We start from the raw sequence: 17,407 nt of genomic DNA on the forward strand, positions 1-17,407 counted from the left end.
GTACGGTGAACAGGCGGTGTCACGGTAGCGGACGGACGCCCCCGCGACCCAACGGGTGCACGCGCGTCCGCCTGCTGGATGGCGCGGGTGGTCGGTGGGGTCCCGACCCGTCGGGCCGGGACCCCACCGACGACCTCACACCGGGCGGACGGTCACCGTCACCCGCTCGCCGTCGCCGACCTCACCGGTGAAACCGGCCAGGCCGTCGGCGAAGTCCACCGTGTCGGCGAGCACCTCCCGGGCCACGAACCCGGTGTACGCCGACACCGCCGCCCGCACCTGCTCGGAGGCCGACACCGACACCACGATCCGGTCGGAGATGTCCAGGTCGGCGTCCCGGCGGGCCTGCTGCACGACCCGGACCACGTCCCGGGCCAGCCCCTCGGCGGCCAACTCCGGGGTGACCTCGGTGTCGAGCACCACCACGCCCTCACCACCGGGCAGCGGCGCGGAGTGCTCGGCGTCGGCGGCGACCAGGCGCAGCTCGTACTCACCCTCGGCGAGGGTGACCCCGGCGGCGACGGGGGCGCCGTCGTGCAGCTCCCACTCCCCCGCCTTGACCGCCCTGATCACCTGCTGCACCTGCTTGCCGACGCGGGGGCCGAGCGCCCGGGGCACCACCGTCAGCACCTGCTGGCAGTAGCTGGCGACCTCCGCCGAGAACTCCACCTCCTTGACGTTGACCTCGTCGGCGACCAGGTCGGCGAACGGCCGCAACTGGTCGGCGGCCGGGGAGGCCACGGTCAGCTTCGGCAGCGGCAGCCGGACCCGCAGCCCCTTGGCCTTGCGCAGCGACAGCGCCGCCGAGCAGACGTCCCGGGTGGCGTCCATCGCCGCGACCAGGTCGTGGTCGGCGGGCAGGTCCTGCGCCGACGGCCAGTCGGTCAGGTGCACCGACCGCTCGCCGGTCAGCCCGCGCCAGATCTCCTCGGCGGTCAGCGGGGCCAGCGGCGCCACCACGCGGCAGAGCGTCTCCAGCACGGTCCACAGGGTGTCGAACGCGTCGGCGTCGCCGGACCAGAACCGGTCCCGGGATCGCCGCACGTACCAGTTGGTCAGCGCGTCGAGGTAGGACCGGACGGTGCCGCACGCCCCGGAGATGTCGTACGCGTCCATCTGCGCGCCGGTCGTCTCGACCAGTTCCCGGGTCTTGGCCAGCACGTACCGGTCGAGCAGGTGCGTGCTGTCCACCCGCCGCCGGGCGGTGTGACCGGCGGCGTTGGCGTAGAGCGAGAAGAAGTACCAGACGTTCCACAGCGGCAGCAGCACCTGCCGGACGGCGTCGCGGATCGCCGGTTCGGTGACCGCCATGTCGCCGCCCCGCAGCACCGGCGAGGACATCAGCATCCAGCGCATCGCGTCCGAGCCGTACGCGTCGAAGACGTGGTAGACGTCCGGGTAGTTGCGCAGGCTCTTGGACATCTTGCGCCCGTCGGAGCCGAGCAGGATGCCGTGGCTGAGGCAGTTGCGGAACGCCGGCCTGTCGAACAGCGCGGTGGCCAGCACGTGCATGGTGTAGAACCAGCCCCGGGTCTGCCCGATGTACTCGACGATGAAGTCGCCCGGGTAGTGGTGCTCGAACCAGTCCGCGTTCTCGAACGGGTAGTGCACCTGGGCGAACGGCATCGACCCGGACTCGAACCAGCAGTCCAGCACCTCCGGCACCCGGCGCATCGTCGACCGGCCGGTCGGGTCGTCCGGGTTGGGCCGGGTCAGGTCGTCCACCGCCGGCCGGTGCAGGTCGGTCAGGCGTACCCCGAAGTCCCGTTCGATGTCGGCCAGCGAACCGTAGACGTCGACCCGGGGGTAGGTCGGGTCGTCGGACTTCCACACCGGGATCGGCGAGCCCCAGAACCGGTTGCGGCTGATCGACCAGTCCCGGGCGTTGGCCAGCCACTTGCCGAACGAGCCGTCCTTGATGTGACCCGGCGTCCAGTTGATCTGCTGGTTCAGCTCCACCATCCGGTCCCGGAACTGCGTCACCGCGACGAACCACGACGACACCGCCTTGTAGACCAGCGGGGTGTCGCAGCGCCAGCAGTGCGGGTACGAGTGGGTGTAGGTGTCCTGCCGCAGCACCACCCCCCGCTCCTTCAGCTCCCGGATCACCGGCTTGTTGACGTCGAAGACCTGCTCGCCCTCATACGGCGGGACCAGCGCGGTGAACCGGGTGTGGTCGTCGACGGTGACGACGGTGGGGATGCCGGCGGCGTTGCAGACGTTCTGGTCGTCCTCGCCGAACGCGGGGGCGAGGTGGACGATCCCGGTGCCGTCCTCGGTGGTGACGAACTCCGCGCCGAGCACCTGGTAGGCGTGCTCGCCGGCCTGCTCGACGAGGAAGTCGTAGAGCGGGGTGTAGCGACGTCCGACCAGGTCCCGGCCGTACACGGTGCCGACCTGCTGGTAGCCCTCCAGCTCCTTGGCGTACGCGCCGAGCCGGGCGGCGCCGACGACGAACCGTTCCCCGTCGCGGTCGAGCACCGCGTACTCGATGTCGGGGCCGACGGCGAGCGCGAGGTTGGACGGCAGGGTCCACGGGGTGGTGGTCCAGACGCCCAGCCTGACCGGCCCGCGCAGCAGCTCCGGGGCGGACTCGTCGGCGGTCAGCCCGAACCACACGGTCAGCGTCGGGTCGTGCCGGTCGCGGTAGACGTCGTCCATCCGGGTCTCGGTGTTCGACAGCGGCGTCTCGCACCGCCAGCAGTACGCCAGCACCCGGAAGCCCTCGTAGATCAGGCCCTTGTCGTGCAGGGTCCGGAAGGCCCACATGACGCTTTCCATGTAGTCCAGGTCGAGGGTCTTGTAGTCGTTGGTGAAGTCGACCCAGCGGGCCTGCCGGTTGATGTACCGCTCCCAGTCCTGGGTGAACTCCAGCACCGAGGATCGGCACGCGTCGTTGAACCGGGCCACCCCGAGGTCGAGGATCTCCGCCTTGCTGGTGATACCGAGCTGCTTCTCGGCCACCACCTCGGCGGGCAGGCCGTGACAGTCCCAGCCGAAGCGCCGCTCGACGTGCCGGCCGCGCATCGTCTGGTAACGCGGCACCACGTCCTTGACGTACCCGGTGAACAGGTGGCCGTAGTGCGGCAGGCCGTTGGCGAACGGCGGGCCGTCGTAGAAGACGTACTCGTTCTTGCCGTCGTCGCCGGCCGGCCGGGCCGTCACCGACGCCTCGAAGGTCCGGTCGGCGGTCCAGTGCTCCAGGACGCGGCGTTCGACCGCGGGCAGGTCCGGGCTCGCCGGGACGCCGGCGGCGGTCGGGTCGTGCAACGGATAGCCCATCGGGGGTCGCTCTCCTCTGGCAGCTCACTCAGTCGTGGTCTGCGAGGACGAGCCTGCTCCGGTACGCCGTGGTCGACGCCCCGGGCCGGGCCCGCGGTACCACCCCGCTTGACGGTCAGGATCGACCGCCCGCTCGTTGGCCGGCTGTGACGGGCCGCCCCGTCCGGTTCTAGTCGGGCCCGTCGGGCCCTTTCTTCCGGAGGCTCACCGGTGATGGCCGGGTCGTCGCCTGTGCCGGTAAGGATACTCGACCTGTCCGGGTCGCCGCCGCCGAGTAATGGGTGTGCGGGTCACCGGCCCGACCCATAGATTCGCGGCCATGGGTGAGCACGCGATCGAGGCGGTGGGGCTGCACCGCAGCTACCGCAGCCGGACCGGATGGCTACGACCGCAGCGTCGGGAGGTGCACGCCGTCGCCGGGGTCGACCTCACGGTGGGCCACGGTGAACTGTTCGGCCTGCTCGGCCCGAACGGCGCCGGCAAGACCACCACCATCAAGCTGCTCAACACCCTGCTCATCCCGACCGGGGGCGAGGCCCGGATCTGCGGCTTCGACGTGGTCCGGCAGACCCGGGAGGTGCGCCGCCGCATCGGGTACGTCTTCGGCGGCGACCGGGGCCTCTACGACCGGCTCTCCGCCCGGGACAACCTGCGCTACTTCGCCGAGCTGTACGGCGTACCGGGCCGGGAGCAGAAGCGTCGGATCGCCGAGCTGTTCGAGCTGGTCCGGTTGACCGGCCGGGAGGACGACCGGGTCGAGGGCTACTCCCGGGGGATGCGCCAGCGGCTGCACATCGCCCGGGGGCTGCTGCACCGGCCCCGGGTGCTGTTCCTCGACGAGCCGTCGATCGGGGTCGACCCGGTGGCCGCCCGGGAGCTGCGGCAGACCGTCGCCGACCTGGCCGCCACCGGCACCACCGTGCTGCTGACCACGCACTACATGGCCGAGGCCGACGAGTTGTGCGGTCGGATCGCGGTGATCGCGGGCGGTCGGATCCAGGCCCTGGGCACCCCCGCCGAGCTGCGCCACCACGCCGACGGCCGGCGGGTGCTGGAGGTGCAGGCGTACGGGGTGACCGACGGGCAGCTGGCCGCCATCCGGGCCCGGCCCGGCGTACGCGAGGTGAGCCTGGCGGTGCACGGGGCGGCGCAGGTCCTCGGGGTGCAGTCCGACGCGGGGGTGGACGTGCAGGCCGACGTGCTGCGGGAGCTGGACGGGGTACGGCTGGGCCGGGTGACCGCCCGGCAGCCCACCCTGGAGGACGCGTACGTGGCGATCGTCAACCGGGCGGCGGAGCCGACGCCGGTGGCCGGGCCGGTGCCGGCGTGAGCACCCTGCGGATGATCGCGGTCGGTGCGCTGCTGCACGTCAAGCAGCTCAGCCGCTCCCCGTTCGAGATCGCCATCGCGTTGTTCGTCCCGGTGGTGCAGGCGACCCTGGCGGTCTATCTGTTCCGGGCCGGCGGTGAGCCGGACCGGCTGCTGGAGGCGGCGGTCGGCGCGGGGCTGATGGGGGTCTGGTCGACGGTGCTGTTCGGCTCCGGCGGGGCGATCCAGAACCAGCGTTGGCAGGGCACCCTGGAAATGATCATGCTGGCGCCCCGGTCGCCCGCGCTGGTGCTGCTGCCGGTCACCCTGGCCACCGGCATCACCGGCACGTACGCGATGCTCGCCACGCTGGCCTGGGGCCGGTTGCTCTACGGCATCCCGCTCGACTTCGCCCACCCGGTGGCCTTCCCGGTGGCGGTGGCCGGTTGCATCGCCGGGCTGGGCATGTTCGGGCTGCTGCTGGCTTCCAGCTTCGTGCTGCTGCGGCACGCCAACGCGCTGGCCAACATGCTGGAGTACCCGATCTGGCTGGTCTCCGGGATGCTCGTGCCGGTCACCGCGCTGCCCGGCTGGACCGGGCCGGTCGCCGCGGTGCTCCCGACCACCTGGGGCGCCCGCGCCGTGCACGAGGCCGCGTCCGGCGGGCCGGTCTGGCCGGCGCTGGCCGTCTGCCTGGCGATCAGCCTGGCCTGCCTGGCCGCCGGCTGGGTGTTGATGACGTACGTCGAGCGCCGGGCCCGGGTCACCGCGACCCTGGCCCTGTCCTGAGGAGGCACCGGTGCCAGTCCCGTCCCGACCGGCCGACGGAGGTCCCCGGTGAGCGCGCTGTTCCGGCTCGTCGGCGTCGGTGGGGTGATCGCCTACCGGGCCCTGTTCAACTGGACCACCCCGTCGATCTTCGTGGGCACCCTGCTGGTGGGCCCGCTGTTCCAGCTCTTCTTCTTCGCCTACCTGGGGCGCGAGTTCGGGGTCGCCGACGACCGGTTCTACATCGTCGGCAACGCGGTGCTCACCGCCGCACTGGCCTGTGTCTTCGGCGGCACCATGGCGGTGGCCAACGAGCGGCGCTTCGGCACCCTCGGGCACGTGCTGCTCTCCCCGCGCAGCCGCACCGCCATCTTCCTCGGCCGGGTGCTGCCGTACGCCGGCAACGGCCTGCTGATCGCGGCGAGCACGCTCACCGTGGCCGCGCTCCTGCTCGGCCTGCGGATCCCGCCCACCGCCCTGCCCGGCCTGCTGCTGGCCCTGGCGACGGCCTCGCTGGCCTGTGGTTTCTTCGGGCTGACCCTGGGGGCGTTGGGGTTGCGGTTCCGGGACGTCTTCCTGATCTCCAACGTGGCGGTGGCGTTGCTGCTGCTGTTCACCGGGGTGAACGTGCCGGCCGACGCCCTGCCGGCGGGCATCCGCGCGGTCGGCGCGGTGCTGCCGATCACCCATGCCGCCGACGCGGCCCGACGGCTGGCCGGCGGCGTCCCGCTGGTCGACGTCCTGCCGGCGATCGGTGCGGAGCTGGCCGTCGGGGTCGGCTACGCCGTGCTGGCGGCCGGGCTGCTGCGGGTGTTCGAGGCGGAGTCCCGTCGTCGCGCCTCGCTCGACACCCTCTGAGCCCCGGGCCGGCCGCCCACCGGGCCGGCCCCACCGCGCGGGCGGTCGGCGGGGCGGGCGGGCGCGACCGCCACCCCCGCCGGCCCGGGCCGGGCCGCGGCTCAGCCGGTGACCTCCAGGTAGCGGTCGAGCATCGCGTCGACCTGGGCCGGCACCTGGAGCTGGACGAAGTGTCCGGAGCCCACCGTCTGCCCGATGAACGCCTGCGGCGCGAGCTGGGCCAGCCGGGCGTAGTCGGCGAACGGGGCGTTGCTGCCCACGAAGAGCAGCGGGCGGTCCCACCGGTGCAGGGCGGCCACGTCCCCGTCGGTGGCGATCCAGTCGGCCAGTCCGGCGATCGGCGCGTACGCGACCTCGGTCGAGGGTCGGGCCATGGCCGCCACCACCCGCTCCACCAGACGCGGGTCGGAATACGCCGGGAAGTACGACCTGACGATCGACTCCCGGACCGTGCCGGAGGTGTCGTCCCGCAGCGAGGCCGCCACCTGGGCGATCGCGGCGGCGGCCCCGGGTGGCCCGGCCACCGCCGAGTCGAGCAGCCCCAGCCCGGTGAACCGGTCCCGGTCACCGGCGGCGGCCACCAGTGACCAGACGCCGCCCAGGCTGTGCCCGATCACGAAGACCCGGCGCAGGTCGAGGGCGTGGGCGAAGGCCCGCAGGTGGCCGGCCAGCTCGGGGACACCGTAACCGTCGGTCGGGGGTGGACTGGCCCCGTGGCCGGGCATGTCGACGGCGATCACCCGGGCCTGCCGGTCGGCCAGGTGCCGGGCCAGGGGCGCCATGAAGTCGTGGTCGCAGCACCAGCCGTGCACCAGCAGGAAGGTGCCCCGCCCGCCGTGCCCGTACGTCCGGTACCGCATCCCGGCGGCCGTCTGCCTGTCCGTCATCGAGTCCTCCCCGGAGTTTGCGCAGCGTAGTGGCGTTCTTCCACTTAAGCGCGCCCGGCCACGTCCGGCGCGGCGTATTGTTCCTTTTGGCACACCTGGACCTTTTCGCCGGTGTGCCGGCGTGGGACGGGAGCGGGCGGTGGACGGGCGGATCGAGGAGTTCTTCGCCGACCTGGCCGCGAACGGCCGGGGACGGTTGCCCGCCGCCCCCACCGGGCTGCTCCGCTTCGAGATCGTCGCCGAGGACGGCGGGACCGCCGCCTGGTTCGTCCGGCTCGATGACGGGCACACCCGGGTGACCCGGCACGGGGACGACCCCGACTGCACGGTGGAGGTCCGGCCGGAGGCGTTCACCCGGTTGCTGGCCGGCCGGGACAACCTGGTGGCGATGCTGCTGCGTGGTGACGTCTCGGTCGCCGGCGACCTGGCGCTGCTGTTCACCTTCCGGCGGCTGCTGCCGGTCGACGCCGACAGCACCGGCACGGGGCCGGCCGCCGAACTGGTCCGGCACACCACCCCCAGCCTCATCGGGCTGCACGAGGTCAGCAGCGTCTTCGCCGGCAACATCTTCATGATCAGCGCCCGGAACGGTGACGTGCTCAGCGCCCCGAACACCCCGCTCGGGTTGTTCTCCTTCGACACCCGGTTCCTGTCGACCTGGCGGCTGACGGTCAACGCGGAGACCCTCTCGGTGCTCTCCGTCGACGACGTCGCCACCTACGAGGCCAAGTTCGGGCTGGTCCCCGGGGAACCCACCCACTACGTCAACGCCACCACCTCCGTGCTGCGCCACCGCTGGGTGGGCCCGGAGTTCGAAGAGGAGATCGTGCTGTTCAACTACGCACCGGAACCGGTGCGGTACGTCGTCCGGCTCGACGCGGGCGCGGACTTCACCGAGGTGCTGGAGGTCCGCGACGGCTTCCGCCGGGCCCGGCCGGTGACCACGACCATCGCCGACGACGCGCTGCGGCTGCACCACCGGCGGGGCAGCCTGCACCGGGAGACCGTGATCACCTCCAGCACGCCGGCCGAGCTCGACGACCACGGCCTGACCTGGACGATCACCGTCGCGCCGCACGGCACCTGGTCCACCCGGCTACGGGTGCTGGCCCTCCTGCGCGACCTGCACCGCCGCGACCTGCGGGAACGACTGACCAGCTCGGTGGGGCGCAGCGAACACCAGCGGGGCCGGGACATCGCCGCCCGCACCGCCGGGGTGCCCCGGCTGCGCGCCGACCACAAACCGTTGCAGCAGGCGTACGAGTACGGCATCCGGGACCTCGCCGCGCTGCACTACCCGGGGCTGAACTTCCAGACCGCGCTGCCCGCCACCGGGCTGCCCTGGTCGATGGCGCTACTCGGCCGGGAGAGCCTGATCAGCAGCTTCCAGGCGCTGCCCTTCATGCCCGAACGGGCCGTCAACACGCTGCGCATCCTGGCGCTGAGCCAGGGTGTGCGGCAGGACCCGTTCCGGGGCGAGCAACCCGGCAAGATCGTCCAGGAGAGCCGGTACGGCGACTCCGGCGCGTTCAACGACACCCCGGAGGCCGCCAGCTTCAGCGCGGTCGACACCACCGCCGCCTTCGTCATCCTGCTCGACGAGTACGAACGCTGGACCGGCGACGCGGAACTGGTCCGCCGGTTCGAGTTCGAGGCCCGGGCCGCCATCGGCTGGCTCGACTCCGACGCGGACCCGCCCGGCAGCGGCTACGTCTGGTCCACCCGACGCCCGACCCGTACCGGTCCGCAGAACGAGAGCTGGCGCAACTCCGCCGACGCGATCTGCTTCCACGACGGCCGCCCGCCCACCTACCCCCTGGCGATCTGCGAGATCCAGGGGTACGCCTACGAGGCCCGCCGCCGGGCCGCCCGGATGGCCCGCCGCTTCTGGGGCGACCCGGGCTGGGCCGACCAGCGGGAACGCGACGCCGCCCGGCTGCGGGAGCGGTTCGACCGGGACTTCTGGTTACCCGAGCGTGGCCACTACGCGGTGGCGGTGCAACTCGACGGCACCCCGCTGGACTCGCTCACCTCCAACATGGGGCAGCTGCTCTGCACCGGCATCGTCGCGGCCCACCGAGCCGAGCAGATGGTGGCGCACCTGTTCTCCCCGGCGCTCTACTCCGGTTGGGGCATCCGCACCCTGGCCAGCACGGCAGCCGACTACAACCCGCTCGGCCACCACACCGGCGCGGTCTGGCCCTGGGAGAACTCGCTGATCGCCTGGGGGCTGCGCCGGGCCGGGTTCCGGGCCGAGGCCGCCCGGATCGCCACCGGGCTGCTCGACGCCGCCCGGCACTTCCAGGGTCGACTGCCGGCCTACCTCACCGGCTACGACCGGGCCACCACCCACGTTCCCGTCCCGCACGGCTTCACCGACAGCCCGTACGCCCCCTCGGCCGGGGCGCCCCTGTTGCTGCTGCGCACGCTGCTCGGGCTCGAACCGTACGAGGACCATCTCGCCGTCGACGCCGCGATGCCGGAGGAGCTGGGCCAGATCGAACTGCTCGACATCAGGGGCCGCTGGGGCTACGCCGACGCCCTCGGCCGGGGCCGCCCGTTCCGTGACCGCCCCACGCCCTAGCGGGGTGTGGGGCGGTGGGCCCACCCGGAGCTGCCGTCCCCGGCCCACTGCCCGTTCTGCCGGCCGGGGGTGGCCGGGCAACCCTACGGGTGACCCGCCGTCAGCGCAGGATCAGCCGAGGGTGGGGAACCACAGGGCGATCTCGCGCTTGGCGCTGTCGGTGGAGTCCGAGGCGTGCACGAGGTTCTCCCGGTTGGACAGCGACAGGTCACCCCGGATCGTGCCGGCGGCGGCCTTGCGACCGTCGGTGCTGCCGATCATCGCGCGGACCACCTCGATCACCTGGTCACCGGAGAGCACCAGCGACACCAGCGGACCGCTGGTCATGAACGTCTTCAGCGGCGGATAGAACGGCTTGTCCACGTGCTCGGCGTAGTGCTGGTCGGCGAATCCGCCGTCCAGGGTCCGGGTCTCCAGCGCGTCGATCCGCAGGCCCTTGCGCTCGAAGCGGGAGATGATCTCGCCGACCAGGCCACGGCGCACCGCGTCGGGCTTGATCAGTACGAGGGTGCGCTCATCCGCGCTGCTGCTGGACACGCTGGGTTCCTCCTGTGCGCACAAGGCGGTTCGGCTGGGTACGGTCAGCCTAGCGACCCGGTTGCGGTACCGGCGCGGCGGCTGCTCTTTCCCTCGGTCGCCGTCGGGCCTAGCCTGGCTCTGACCCCTGGGAGGTCCACTGTGGCGAATGGCGGGAACCGCACCATCGCGCCGGTACGCAAGCTGATCGCCGCGGTGCTCGGCACCGTGGCCACCTTCGTCGTCCTGTTCGGGCTGGGCATGACCAGCTGGGCCATCGTCGCGCTGGGCGTGGCCCTGGTGGTGCTCGCCGTGGCCCTGGGCACCGTGCGCGGGGGCGGACGCACCTGGGTGGTCGGCGTCGGCCACGTGCACAGCGCCTCCGAACCACCGACCCAGTACGCCTTCGGCCGGTGCGAACTCCAGCTGGTGATCGACGCCCCGGGTATGCCGCCCCGGTCCAAGAAGATCATCGAGCCCCGGGTGCCGGTGGCGAAGTGGCCGTCGTTGGGGCAGACCCTGCCGATCCGGGTGGCCCTGGACGACCAGCGGCACATCCGGGTCCTCTGGGACGAGGTGCCGACCCACACCGAGTCGACCATGACCATGGCCGACCTCCCCCCGGAGTACGCCGGGGCCGAGCCGATCGACGACCTGCTGATCCAGCAGGAGGCCCCACCGTGGGCCGGCCGCACGGCCGACGACGACTTCCGCGACGAGTTCCGTGACGACCTGCGCGACCCCCCGTCCGTCGGCCCCCTGCCCGACGACGCGTCGCCGGACGACCCGCCGCGGTCGACGTCACCCCACCAGGAGCCGGCCCGGGCCGAGCCGCTGCGCGACGACGTCGAGGTGCTCACCGACGAGCGGGAGCCGGTGGTGGTGCACCAGCGGCCCGGCCGCCCGGTGGTGCTGGAGGGCACCGTGGTCGAACAGTCGACGACGGGCCCACTGCCCCGGCGGGCCACGGCGACGGCCGCCCCCGCCCCCCGCCCGCCCGCCGAGGAGCGGTTCGACGAGCCGATCCTCGACCCGGTCGACGTGCCGCTGGACGCCCCCGCCGCCACCGAGGGGCGGCTCGACCCGGAACTCGACGAGGCGATCTTCGGGTACGACCCGACGGCCGCGCCCGCCGAGCCGGAGGAACTGGCCGCCCCGATCAGCGGCGTCGGGCTGACCCTGCTGGTCACCGACCTGTCCCGGTCGTTGGAGTTCTACCGTGACGTGCTCGGCTTCGAGGAGTTCGACCGGGGCTCCGGCAACGCCGTCCTCGCCTCCGGGGCGACCCGCCTGGTGCTGCGCGAGGTGACCGGGGCGGCCCCGATGAGCCGCCGGCTGGTCCACGTCAACCTGGAGGTCGACGACATCGAGGCAGCCTACCGGCGGCTCAAGGACTCCGGCCTGCGGTTCACCTACGCCCCCCGGGTGGTCAACCGTGGCTCCCGGGTGGAGGTGTGGGCCGCGGCGTTCCGCGACCCGGACGGGCACGGCATCGCGCTGACCCAGTGGCGGGAACGCGCCGACGCCTGACCCCGCTCAGCCGAGGATGACCCGGCGCACGTGCAACGCGTACGCCCACACCAGGGCGAAGATGACCCCGAGACCGAACAGCGACCAGTGCAGCAGGCCGGCGAGCAGCAGCAGCCCCTGGAGCACGGTGCCCGCCGACCAGGCCCACCGGCGGCGCATCAGGCCGGCCAGCAGCACCGCCGCCACGGCCAGCGCCACGGTGGCCGCGATCGCCGCCCCACCGAAGTGCCCGCCGACCACCCGGATCGGCTGGATCGCCAGCAGCAGGACCAGCGCCTCCAGGCCGAGCGTCCCGGCCCCGAGGCCCCGTACCGCCGCCTCGGGGTTGCGCAGCCCGGAACGCCGCCCGGTCGCCACCGCCGATCCGGCCTCCTGCGCTGGCCCGGCGCTCCCGGTCGGTCCGGCGTCCTTCGACGGTCCGGCGCCCCCGGACGGGGCGGCGTGGGTCGGGTCCGGGCGGTCGGCGGGGCTGACCGGGCCCGGGCCCTCCGGGGTCGGCCCGGTCATCGCTTGAGCAGCCGTCGGGCGTCGGCCACCGTCACCACCGAACCGGTGACCAGCACCCCCACCCCGGACAACTCGCCGGGGACGTCGTACTCGGCCTCGGCGACGGCCGCCTCGATGGCGTCCGGCATCTCGTCGGCCACCTGCACCCGGTCCGGGCCGAAGACCTCCGTGGCCAGCTCGGCCAGCTCCTCGGCCGGCATCGCCCGGGGCGAGCTGTTGCGGGTGACGACGAGCGAGTCGAGCACCGGCTCCAGCAGCTCCAGCAGGCCGGCGGCGTCCTTGTCGCCGAGCACGGCGAGCACCCCGACCAGCTTGCTAAACGCGAACTCCTCCTGCAGCGCGGTGACCGTGGCGGCCATCCCGTGCGGGTTGTGCGCCCCGTCCAGCAGCACCGTCGGGGCGTTGCGCACCTTCTCCAGCCGGCCCGGGGAGCTGGTGGCGGCGAAACCTTCCCGGACGGCCTCGATGTCCAGCTGCCGCTTCGCCCCGGCCCCGAGGAACGCCTCGACGGCGGCCAGCGCCACCGCCGCGTTCTGCGCCTGGTGCGCCCCGTGCAGCGGGAGGAACACCTCGTCGTACACCCCGCCGAGGCCCTGGATGGTCAGCACCTGGCCGCCGACGGCGACCGCCCGGCGCAGCACCCCGAACTCCGCGCCCTCCCGGGCGACCGTGGCACCGACCTCGGCGCACCGTTCCAGGATGGGCCGGGCCGCCTCCTCCTCCTGCGCGGCGGCGATGACCGTCGCGCCGGAGTGGATGATGCCGGCCTTGTGTAGGGCGATGTCCTCCAGCGTGTCGCCCAGCCACTCGGTGTGGTCGAGCCCGATCGGGGTGAGCACCGCCACCCCGGCCTGGAGCACGTTGGTGGCGTCCTCGGCGCCGCCCAGCCCTACCTCCACCACCGCCACGTCGACCGGCGCGTCGGCGAACGTGGCGAAGGCCAACGCGGTGGTCAGGTCGAAGTAGGTGAGCGGCTCGGCCGACCGCTGGTCGACCAGGTCGGCCAGCGGTTTCACCTCGCGGTACGTGGCGACGAAGCGTTCCTCGTCGACCGGCTCCCCGTCCAGGCTGATCCGTTCCCGGACGGTCTCCAGGTGCGGGCTGGTGTAGCGGCCGGTGTGCAGGCCGAAGGCCCGCAGCAACGAGTCGATCATCCGGGCCGTGGACGTCTTGCCGTTCGTCCCGGTGAGGTGGATCGACGGGTACGCCCGCTGCGGGCTGCCCAGCAGGTCGAGCAACATCTCGATGCGGTCCAGCTCGAAATGCATCCGGGTGAACCCGCGCGCGGCCAGCTCGGCGTCGACGGCGGCGAACTCGCCGCGCCCGGCCCCGGGCCGGCTGGTCTGATCGGTGCGGTCGGTCACGAGGAAAGCGCCTCCAGAGCGGCGTCGATGCGGATCAGGTCGGCCTCGGCCACCGCCAGCCGGTCGCGGATCTTCGCGACCACCGGCTCGGGGGCCTTCCCGACGAACGCCGGGTTGTCGAGCTTCGCGCGGGCCTGCGCGACCTCCTTCTCGGCCGCCGCACGGTCCTTGGTCAGCCGGGCCCGCTCGGCGGCCACGTCGATCGACCCCCGGGTGTCCAGCGCCACGCTGACCTCACCGGGCATGGCGAGGGTGGCGCTGGCCTGGAAGTCGTCGGCCGGGGCGTCCAGCCGGGCCAGCGAACGGATCAGCGGCTCGTGCGCGGCGATCCCCGCCCCGCCGAGCCCGTCCAGCCGGGCGGCCACCCGCTGGGTCGGCCGCAGCCCCTGGTCGGACCGGAACCGCCGGATCTCGGTCACCACCCGCTGGACGGTGCCGACCTCGCGCTCCGCGGCGTCGTCCATCAGCGTACGGTCGGCGGTCGGCCAGGCCGCCGTCATGACCGTCTCGCCCCCGGTCAGCGCCGTCCACAACTCCTCGGTGACGAACGGGATCACCGGGTGCAGCAGCCGCAGCAGCTGGTCCAGCACGTGCCCGAGCACCCGGCGGGTGGTGTCGGCGGCCGGCCCACCCTCGGCGAGCACCGGCTTGCCCAACTCCACGTACCAGTCGCAGACGTCGTCCCAGGCGAAGTGGTACAGCAGGTCGCACACCTTCGCGAACTCGTACGCCTCGAACTGCTCGTCGACCTCGGCGGTGACGTGCGCCAGCCGGGACAGGATCCACCGGTCGACGGTGGAGAGCTGGTCGACGGCCGGCAGCGCACCGGTGGTGTGCGCCCCGTTGAGCAGCGCGAACCGGGTGGCGTTCCACAGCTTGTTGCAGAAGTTGCGGGAGCCCTGGCACCACTCCTCGCTGACCGGCACGTCCCCGCCGGGGTTCGCCCCCCGGGCCAGGGTGAAGCGGGTCGCGTCGGCGCCGTACCGGTCGACCCAGTCCAGCGGGTCGACCACGTTGCCGAACGACTTCGACATCTTCTTGCCGTGCTGGTCGCGGACCATGCCGTGCAGGGCGACCGTGTCGAACGGCTGCCGGCCGTCCATCGCGTACAGGCCGAACATCATCATCCGGGCGACCCAGAAGAAGAGGATGTCGTAGCCGGTGACCAGCACGTTCGTCGGGTAGAACTTCGCCAGGTCCGGGGTGCGCTCCGGCCAGCCGAGGGTGGAGAACGGCCACAGGCCGCTGGAGAACCAGGTGTCCAGGACGTCCTCGTCCTGCCGCCAGCCCTCGCCGGTGGGGGGCGTGTCGTCGGGGCCGACGCAGACGATCTCGCCGGCCGGGCCGTACCAGACCGGGATGCGGTGGCCCCACCAGAGCTGCCGGGAGATGCACCAGTCGTGCATGTTGTCGACCCAGGCGAAGTAGCGCTTGGCCAGCTCGGCCGGCTCGATCTTCACCCGCCCGTCGCGTACCGCGTCGCCGGCCGCCTTGGCCAGCGGGGCGGTGTTGACGAACCACTGCAACGACAGCCTCGGCTCGACGGTGGTACGACACCGGGAGCAGTGTCCCACCGCGTGCACGTACGGCCGCTTCTCGGCCACGACCCGGCCCTGCTCGCGCAGCGCGGCGACGATCGCCGGGCGGGCCTCGTACCGGTCCAGGCCCTGGAACGGGCCGGGGGCGGTGATGACGCCCCGCTCGCCCATGATCGTCAGGGCGGGCAGGTCGTGCCGCTGGCCGATCTCGAAGTCGTTGGGGTCGTGCGCCGGGGTCACCTTGACCATGCCGGTGCCGAACGCCGGGTCGACGTGCTCGTCGGCGACGATCGGGATGTGCCGGCCGGTCAACGGCACCTCCACCGTGGTGCCGATCAGGTGCCGGTAGCGCTCGTCGTCGGGGTGCACGGCCACGGCGGTGTCGCCGAGCATCGTCTCGGCCCGGGTGGTGGCGACCACCACCTCGTCGCTGTACCGGATCGAGACCAGCTCACCCTCGTCGTCGGTGTGCTCCACCTCGATGTCGGACAGCGCGGTCAGGCAGCGCGGGCACCAGTTGATGATCCGGTTGGCCCGGTAGATCAGCCCGTCGTCGTAGAGCTTCTTGAACATGGTCTGCACGGCCCGGGACAGGCCCTCGTCCATGGTGAAACGCTCCCGGTCCCAGTCGACCGAGTCGCCGAGCCGGCGCATCTGGCCGAGGATCGCACCCCCGGACTCGGCCTTCCACTGCCAGACCCGCTCGACGAACTGTTCCCGGCCCAGGTCGTGCCGGGACAGCCCCTGGCCGGCGAGTTGCCGCTCCACCACGTTCTGGGTGGCGATGCCGGCGTGGTCCATGCCGGGCAGCCAGAGCGCCTCGTACCCCTGCATCCGCTTGCGACGCACCAGGGAATCCTGGACGGTGTGGTCCAGGGCGTGGCCCATGTGCAGCACACCGGTGACGTTCGGTGGCGGGATGACGATGGTGAAGGGGGGCTTGTCGCTCTGCGCCGACGCCCGGAAGTGGCCGGCGGCTACCCACTGCTCATACCGTCGCTGCTCTACCTCGCCGGGCTGGTACTGGCCGGCAAGGGTCGGGGCGTCGGGGCGTCGGGCATCCAGTCTCTCGGTCACCTGCGAAAGTCTACGGAGCGCTTCGGCGGACCCGACGTGCGCCACCGGTCATTCGCGTACGGTGGCGAACATGTCCGACGCACATCTCACCGAGCGTCAGCTCATCGAGGGTCCCGAACCGGTCGAGCTGACCGACGAGCCGATCCGGTTGAGCAACGACGACCCGGAGCGGAGCCCCCGGGCGCTGGGCCGGGTGTCCCGCCGCCGGCGGATCGCGCTGACCGTCGCCCTGGTCGTCGGCCTGGCCGGTGCCGCCGCGTTGGGCACCGCCGGCTGGCGGATCGCCCGGGAGAAGGATGCCCGTCTCGGCACCCCCGACCAGGTGGCGGGTCTGACCCGCGACGACTCGGAACGGGCCCGCAGCACCGCCGACTACCTGCGCAGCGGATTCGCCGCCGACATCGACCTGGACCGCAGCATCGGTACCGTCTACCGCGACCCGGCCGACGAGAAGCGGGCGGTGCTGTTCTTCGGCGGCACCACCCTGCTCTGGCAGCCGGAACGTGACCTGGACAGCCTCTTCCGGCTGATGGCCGACGAGACCGGCCGGGTCACCGACGTCCGTGAGGTGCCCGCTGGAAAGTACGGCGGCGTGATGAAGTGCGGTCGCACCAGTGGCGACGGTGGGGACTTCGCGATCTGCGGGTGGGCGGACCACGGCAGTGTGGCGATGGGCATGTTCGCCAATCGCCCGGTCGACGAGTCGGCCGGCCTGTTCCGCCAGCTCCGCGACGCCATCCAGACCCGAGGCTGACACAGGTAGTGGTATCCGGCCGGTTGGGATACCGCAATGTCAGCCCCCGAGTAAACGGCGACACCCAACGCCCGGCACCTCATACCTGAGGCCCGCTGTTTGACGGTGTGGCTTGGCGTGTTCGGGGCGTGAAAACAGTTGAGGCCGACCCCGAAGGGTCGGCCTCAACCAAAGATTGTCCGGCGGTGTCCTACTCTCCCACACCCTCCCGAGTGCAGTACCATCGGCGCTGGAGGGCTTAGCTTCCGGGTTCGGAATGTAACCGGGCGTTTCCCCTCCGCCATGACCGCCGTAACACTATGAACATATCAAACAACACACACACCCACACAACACACGGTGGGGGGTTGTTTGGTGTTTGTTCAGAGTTGCACAGTGGACGCGTAGCAGCCTTGTAAGCAAGTCCTCGGCCTATTAGTACCGGTCAACTGAAC

General features: G+C 72.3%; 12 protein-coding genes and 1 rRNA gene. 6 read left to right on the forward strand and 7 right to left on the reverse strand.

The window, feature by feature from the left end; genetic code table 11:
- Positions 1 to 135: 135 nt before the first annotated feature.
- Positions 136 to 3,282, reverse strand: coding sequence for an isoleucine--tRNA ligase (gene ileS, locus AB0C22_RS16800; protein ID WP_357535731.1), 3,147 nt, complete (start codon positions 3,280 to 3,282; stop codon positions 136 to 138).
- Positions 3,283 to 3,601: 319 nt separating this feature from the next.
- On the opposite strand from ileS, the gene AB0C22_RS16805 reads away from it, so the two are divergent.
- The 3 genes from AB0C22_RS16805 to AB0C22_RS16815 are packed head-to-tail and all read left to right on the forward strand — an operon-like array spanning position 3,602 to position 6,216.
- Positions 3,602 to 4,612 (forward strand): ABC transporter ATP-binding protein, encoded by a 1,011-nt coding sequence (locus AB0C22_RS16805; protein ID WP_208570941.1) that lies wholly within the window; start codon positions 3,602 to 3,604, stop codon positions 4,610 to 4,612.
- Positions 4,609 to 5,379 (forward strand): ABC transporter permease, encoded by a 771-nt coding sequence (locus AB0C22_RS16810; protein ID WP_308290885.1) that lies wholly within the window; start codon positions 4,609 to 4,611, stop codon positions 5,377 to 5,379. The genes AB0C22_RS16805 and AB0C22_RS16810 overlap by 4 nt, the downstream gene beginning before the upstream one ends.
- A 48-nt stretch (positions 5,380 to 5,427) precedes the next feature.
- Positions 5,428 to 6,216: an ABC transporter permease gene (locus AB0C22_RS16815; protein ID WP_219464321.1), complete on the forward strand. Its 789-nt coding sequence runs from the start codon at positions 5,428 to 5,430 to the stop codon at positions 6,214 to 6,216.
- A 101-nt stretch (positions 6,217 to 6,317) separates the two neighbouring features.
- Here AB0C22_RS16815 and AB0C22_RS16820 read toward each other — a convergent pair whose 3' ends face one another.
- Positions 6,318 to 7,103 (reverse strand): alpha/beta fold hydrolase, encoded by a 786-nt coding sequence (locus AB0C22_RS16820; protein WP_219464322.1) that lies wholly within the window; start codon positions 7,101 to 7,103, stop codon positions 6,318 to 6,320.
- A 121-nt stretch (positions 7,104 to 7,224) separates the two neighbouring features.
- Between AB0C22_RS16820 and AB0C22_RS16825 the strand changes: the two genes are divergently transcribed.
- Positions 7,225 to 9,687, forward strand: a complete 2,463-nt coding sequence (locus AB0C22_RS16825) for a glycogen debranching N-terminal domain-containing protein (protein WP_357535735.1) — start codon at positions 7,225 to 7,227, stop codon at positions 9,685 to 9,687.
- Between the two features lie 111 nt (positions 9,688 to 9,798).
- On the opposite strand, the gene ndk is transcribed toward AB0C22_RS16825, so the two are convergent.
- Positions 9,799 to 10,224: a nucleoside-diphosphate kinase gene (gene ndk / locus AB0C22_RS16830; protein WP_208570945.1), complete on the reverse strand. Its 426-nt coding sequence runs from the start codon at positions 10,222 to 10,224 to the stop codon at positions 9,799 to 9,801.
- A 141-nt stretch (positions 10,225 to 10,365) separates the two neighbouring features.
- Here ndk and AB0C22_RS16835 point away from each other — a divergent pair, with 141 nt between their 5' ends.
- Positions 10,366 to 11,733 (forward strand): VOC family protein, encoded by a 1,368-nt coding sequence (locus tag AB0C22_RS16835; RefSeq protein WP_219464324.1) that lies wholly within the window; start codon positions 10,366 to 10,368, stop codon positions 11,731 to 11,733.
- Between the two features lie 6 nt (positions 11,734 to 11,739).
- Here the strand turns inward: AB0C22_RS16835 and AB0C22_RS16840 are convergent, their stop codons facing one another.
- The 3 genes from AB0C22_RS16840 to AB0C22_RS16850 all read right to left on the reverse strand — a co-directional run bounded on the left by AB0C22_RS16840 (position 11,740) and on the right by AB0C22_RS16850 (position 16,219).
- Positions 11,740 to 12,240 (reverse strand): DUF4233 domain-containing protein, encoded by a 501-nt coding sequence (locus AB0C22_RS16840; protein ID WP_219464325.1) that lies wholly within the window; start codon positions 12,238 to 12,240, stop codon positions 11,740 to 11,742.
- A complete protein-coding gene (locus tag AB0C22_RS16845; RefSeq protein ID WP_244253659.1) occupies positions 12,237 to 13,508 on the reverse strand; it encodes a folylpolyglutamate synthase/dihydrofolate synthase family protein in 1,272 nt (423 codons plus the stop codon). The genes AB0C22_RS16840 and AB0C22_RS16845 overlap by 4 nt, the downstream gene beginning before the upstream one ends.
- A gap of 92 nt (positions 13,509 to 13,600) precedes the next feature.
- Positions 13,601 to 16,219: a valine--tRNA ligase gene (locus tag AB0C22_RS16850; RefSeq protein ID WP_357535738.1), complete on the reverse strand. Its 2,619-nt coding sequence runs from the start codon at positions 16,217 to 16,219 to the stop codon at positions 13,601 to 13,603.
- A gap of 70 nt (positions 16,220 to 16,289) precedes the next feature.
- Here AB0C22_RS16850 and AB0C22_RS16855 point away from each other — a divergent pair, with 70 nt between their 5' ends.
- Entirely contained in the window at positions 16,290 to 16,973 is a 684-nt protein-coding gene (locus AB0C22_RS16855; RefSeq protein ID WP_219464328.1) for a hypothetical protein, read from the forward strand.
- Between the two features lie 177 nt (positions 16,974 to 17,150).
- Here the strand turns inward: AB0C22_RS16855 and rrf are convergent.
- Positions 17,151 to 17,267: ribosomal RNA gene (rrf, locus tag AB0C22_RS16860) — 5S ribosomal RNA — on the reverse strand.
- Positions 17,268 to 17,407: the final 140 nt, after the last annotated feature.

Source organism: Micromonospora sp. NPDC048894, from assembly GCF_040649765.1.
GTDB lineage: Bacteria > Actinomycetota > Actinomycetes > Mycobacteriales > Micromonosporaceae > Micromonospora > Micromonospora antibiotica.

Bases quoted from the DNA above. Each gene is read 5' to 3' on its own strand.
- ileS (WP_357535731.1), bottom strand. From the start codon at position 3,282: ATGGGCTATCCGTTGCACGACCCGACCGCCGCCGGCGTCCCGGCGAGC.
- AB0C22_RS16820 (WP_219464322.1), bottom strand. From the start codon at position 7,103: ATGACGGACAGGCAGACGGCCGCCGGGATGCGGTACCGGACGTACGGG.
- AB0C22_RS16805 (WP_208570941.1), top strand. From the start codon at position 3,602: ATGGGTGAGCACGCGATCGAGGCGGTGGGGCTGCACCGCAGCTACCGC.
- AB0C22_RS16855 (WP_219464328.1), top strand. From the start codon at position 16,290: ATGTCCGACGCACATCTCACCGAGCGTCAGCTCATCGAGGGTCCCGAA.
- AB0C22_RS16845 (WP_244253659.1), bottom strand. From the start codon at position 13,508: ATGCATTTCGAGCTGGACCGCATCGAGATGTTGCTCGACCTGCTGGGC.
- AB0C22_RS16840 (WP_219464325.1), bottom strand. From the start codon at position 12,240: ATGACCGGGCCGACCCCGGAGGGCCCGGGCCCGGTCAGCCCCGCCGAC.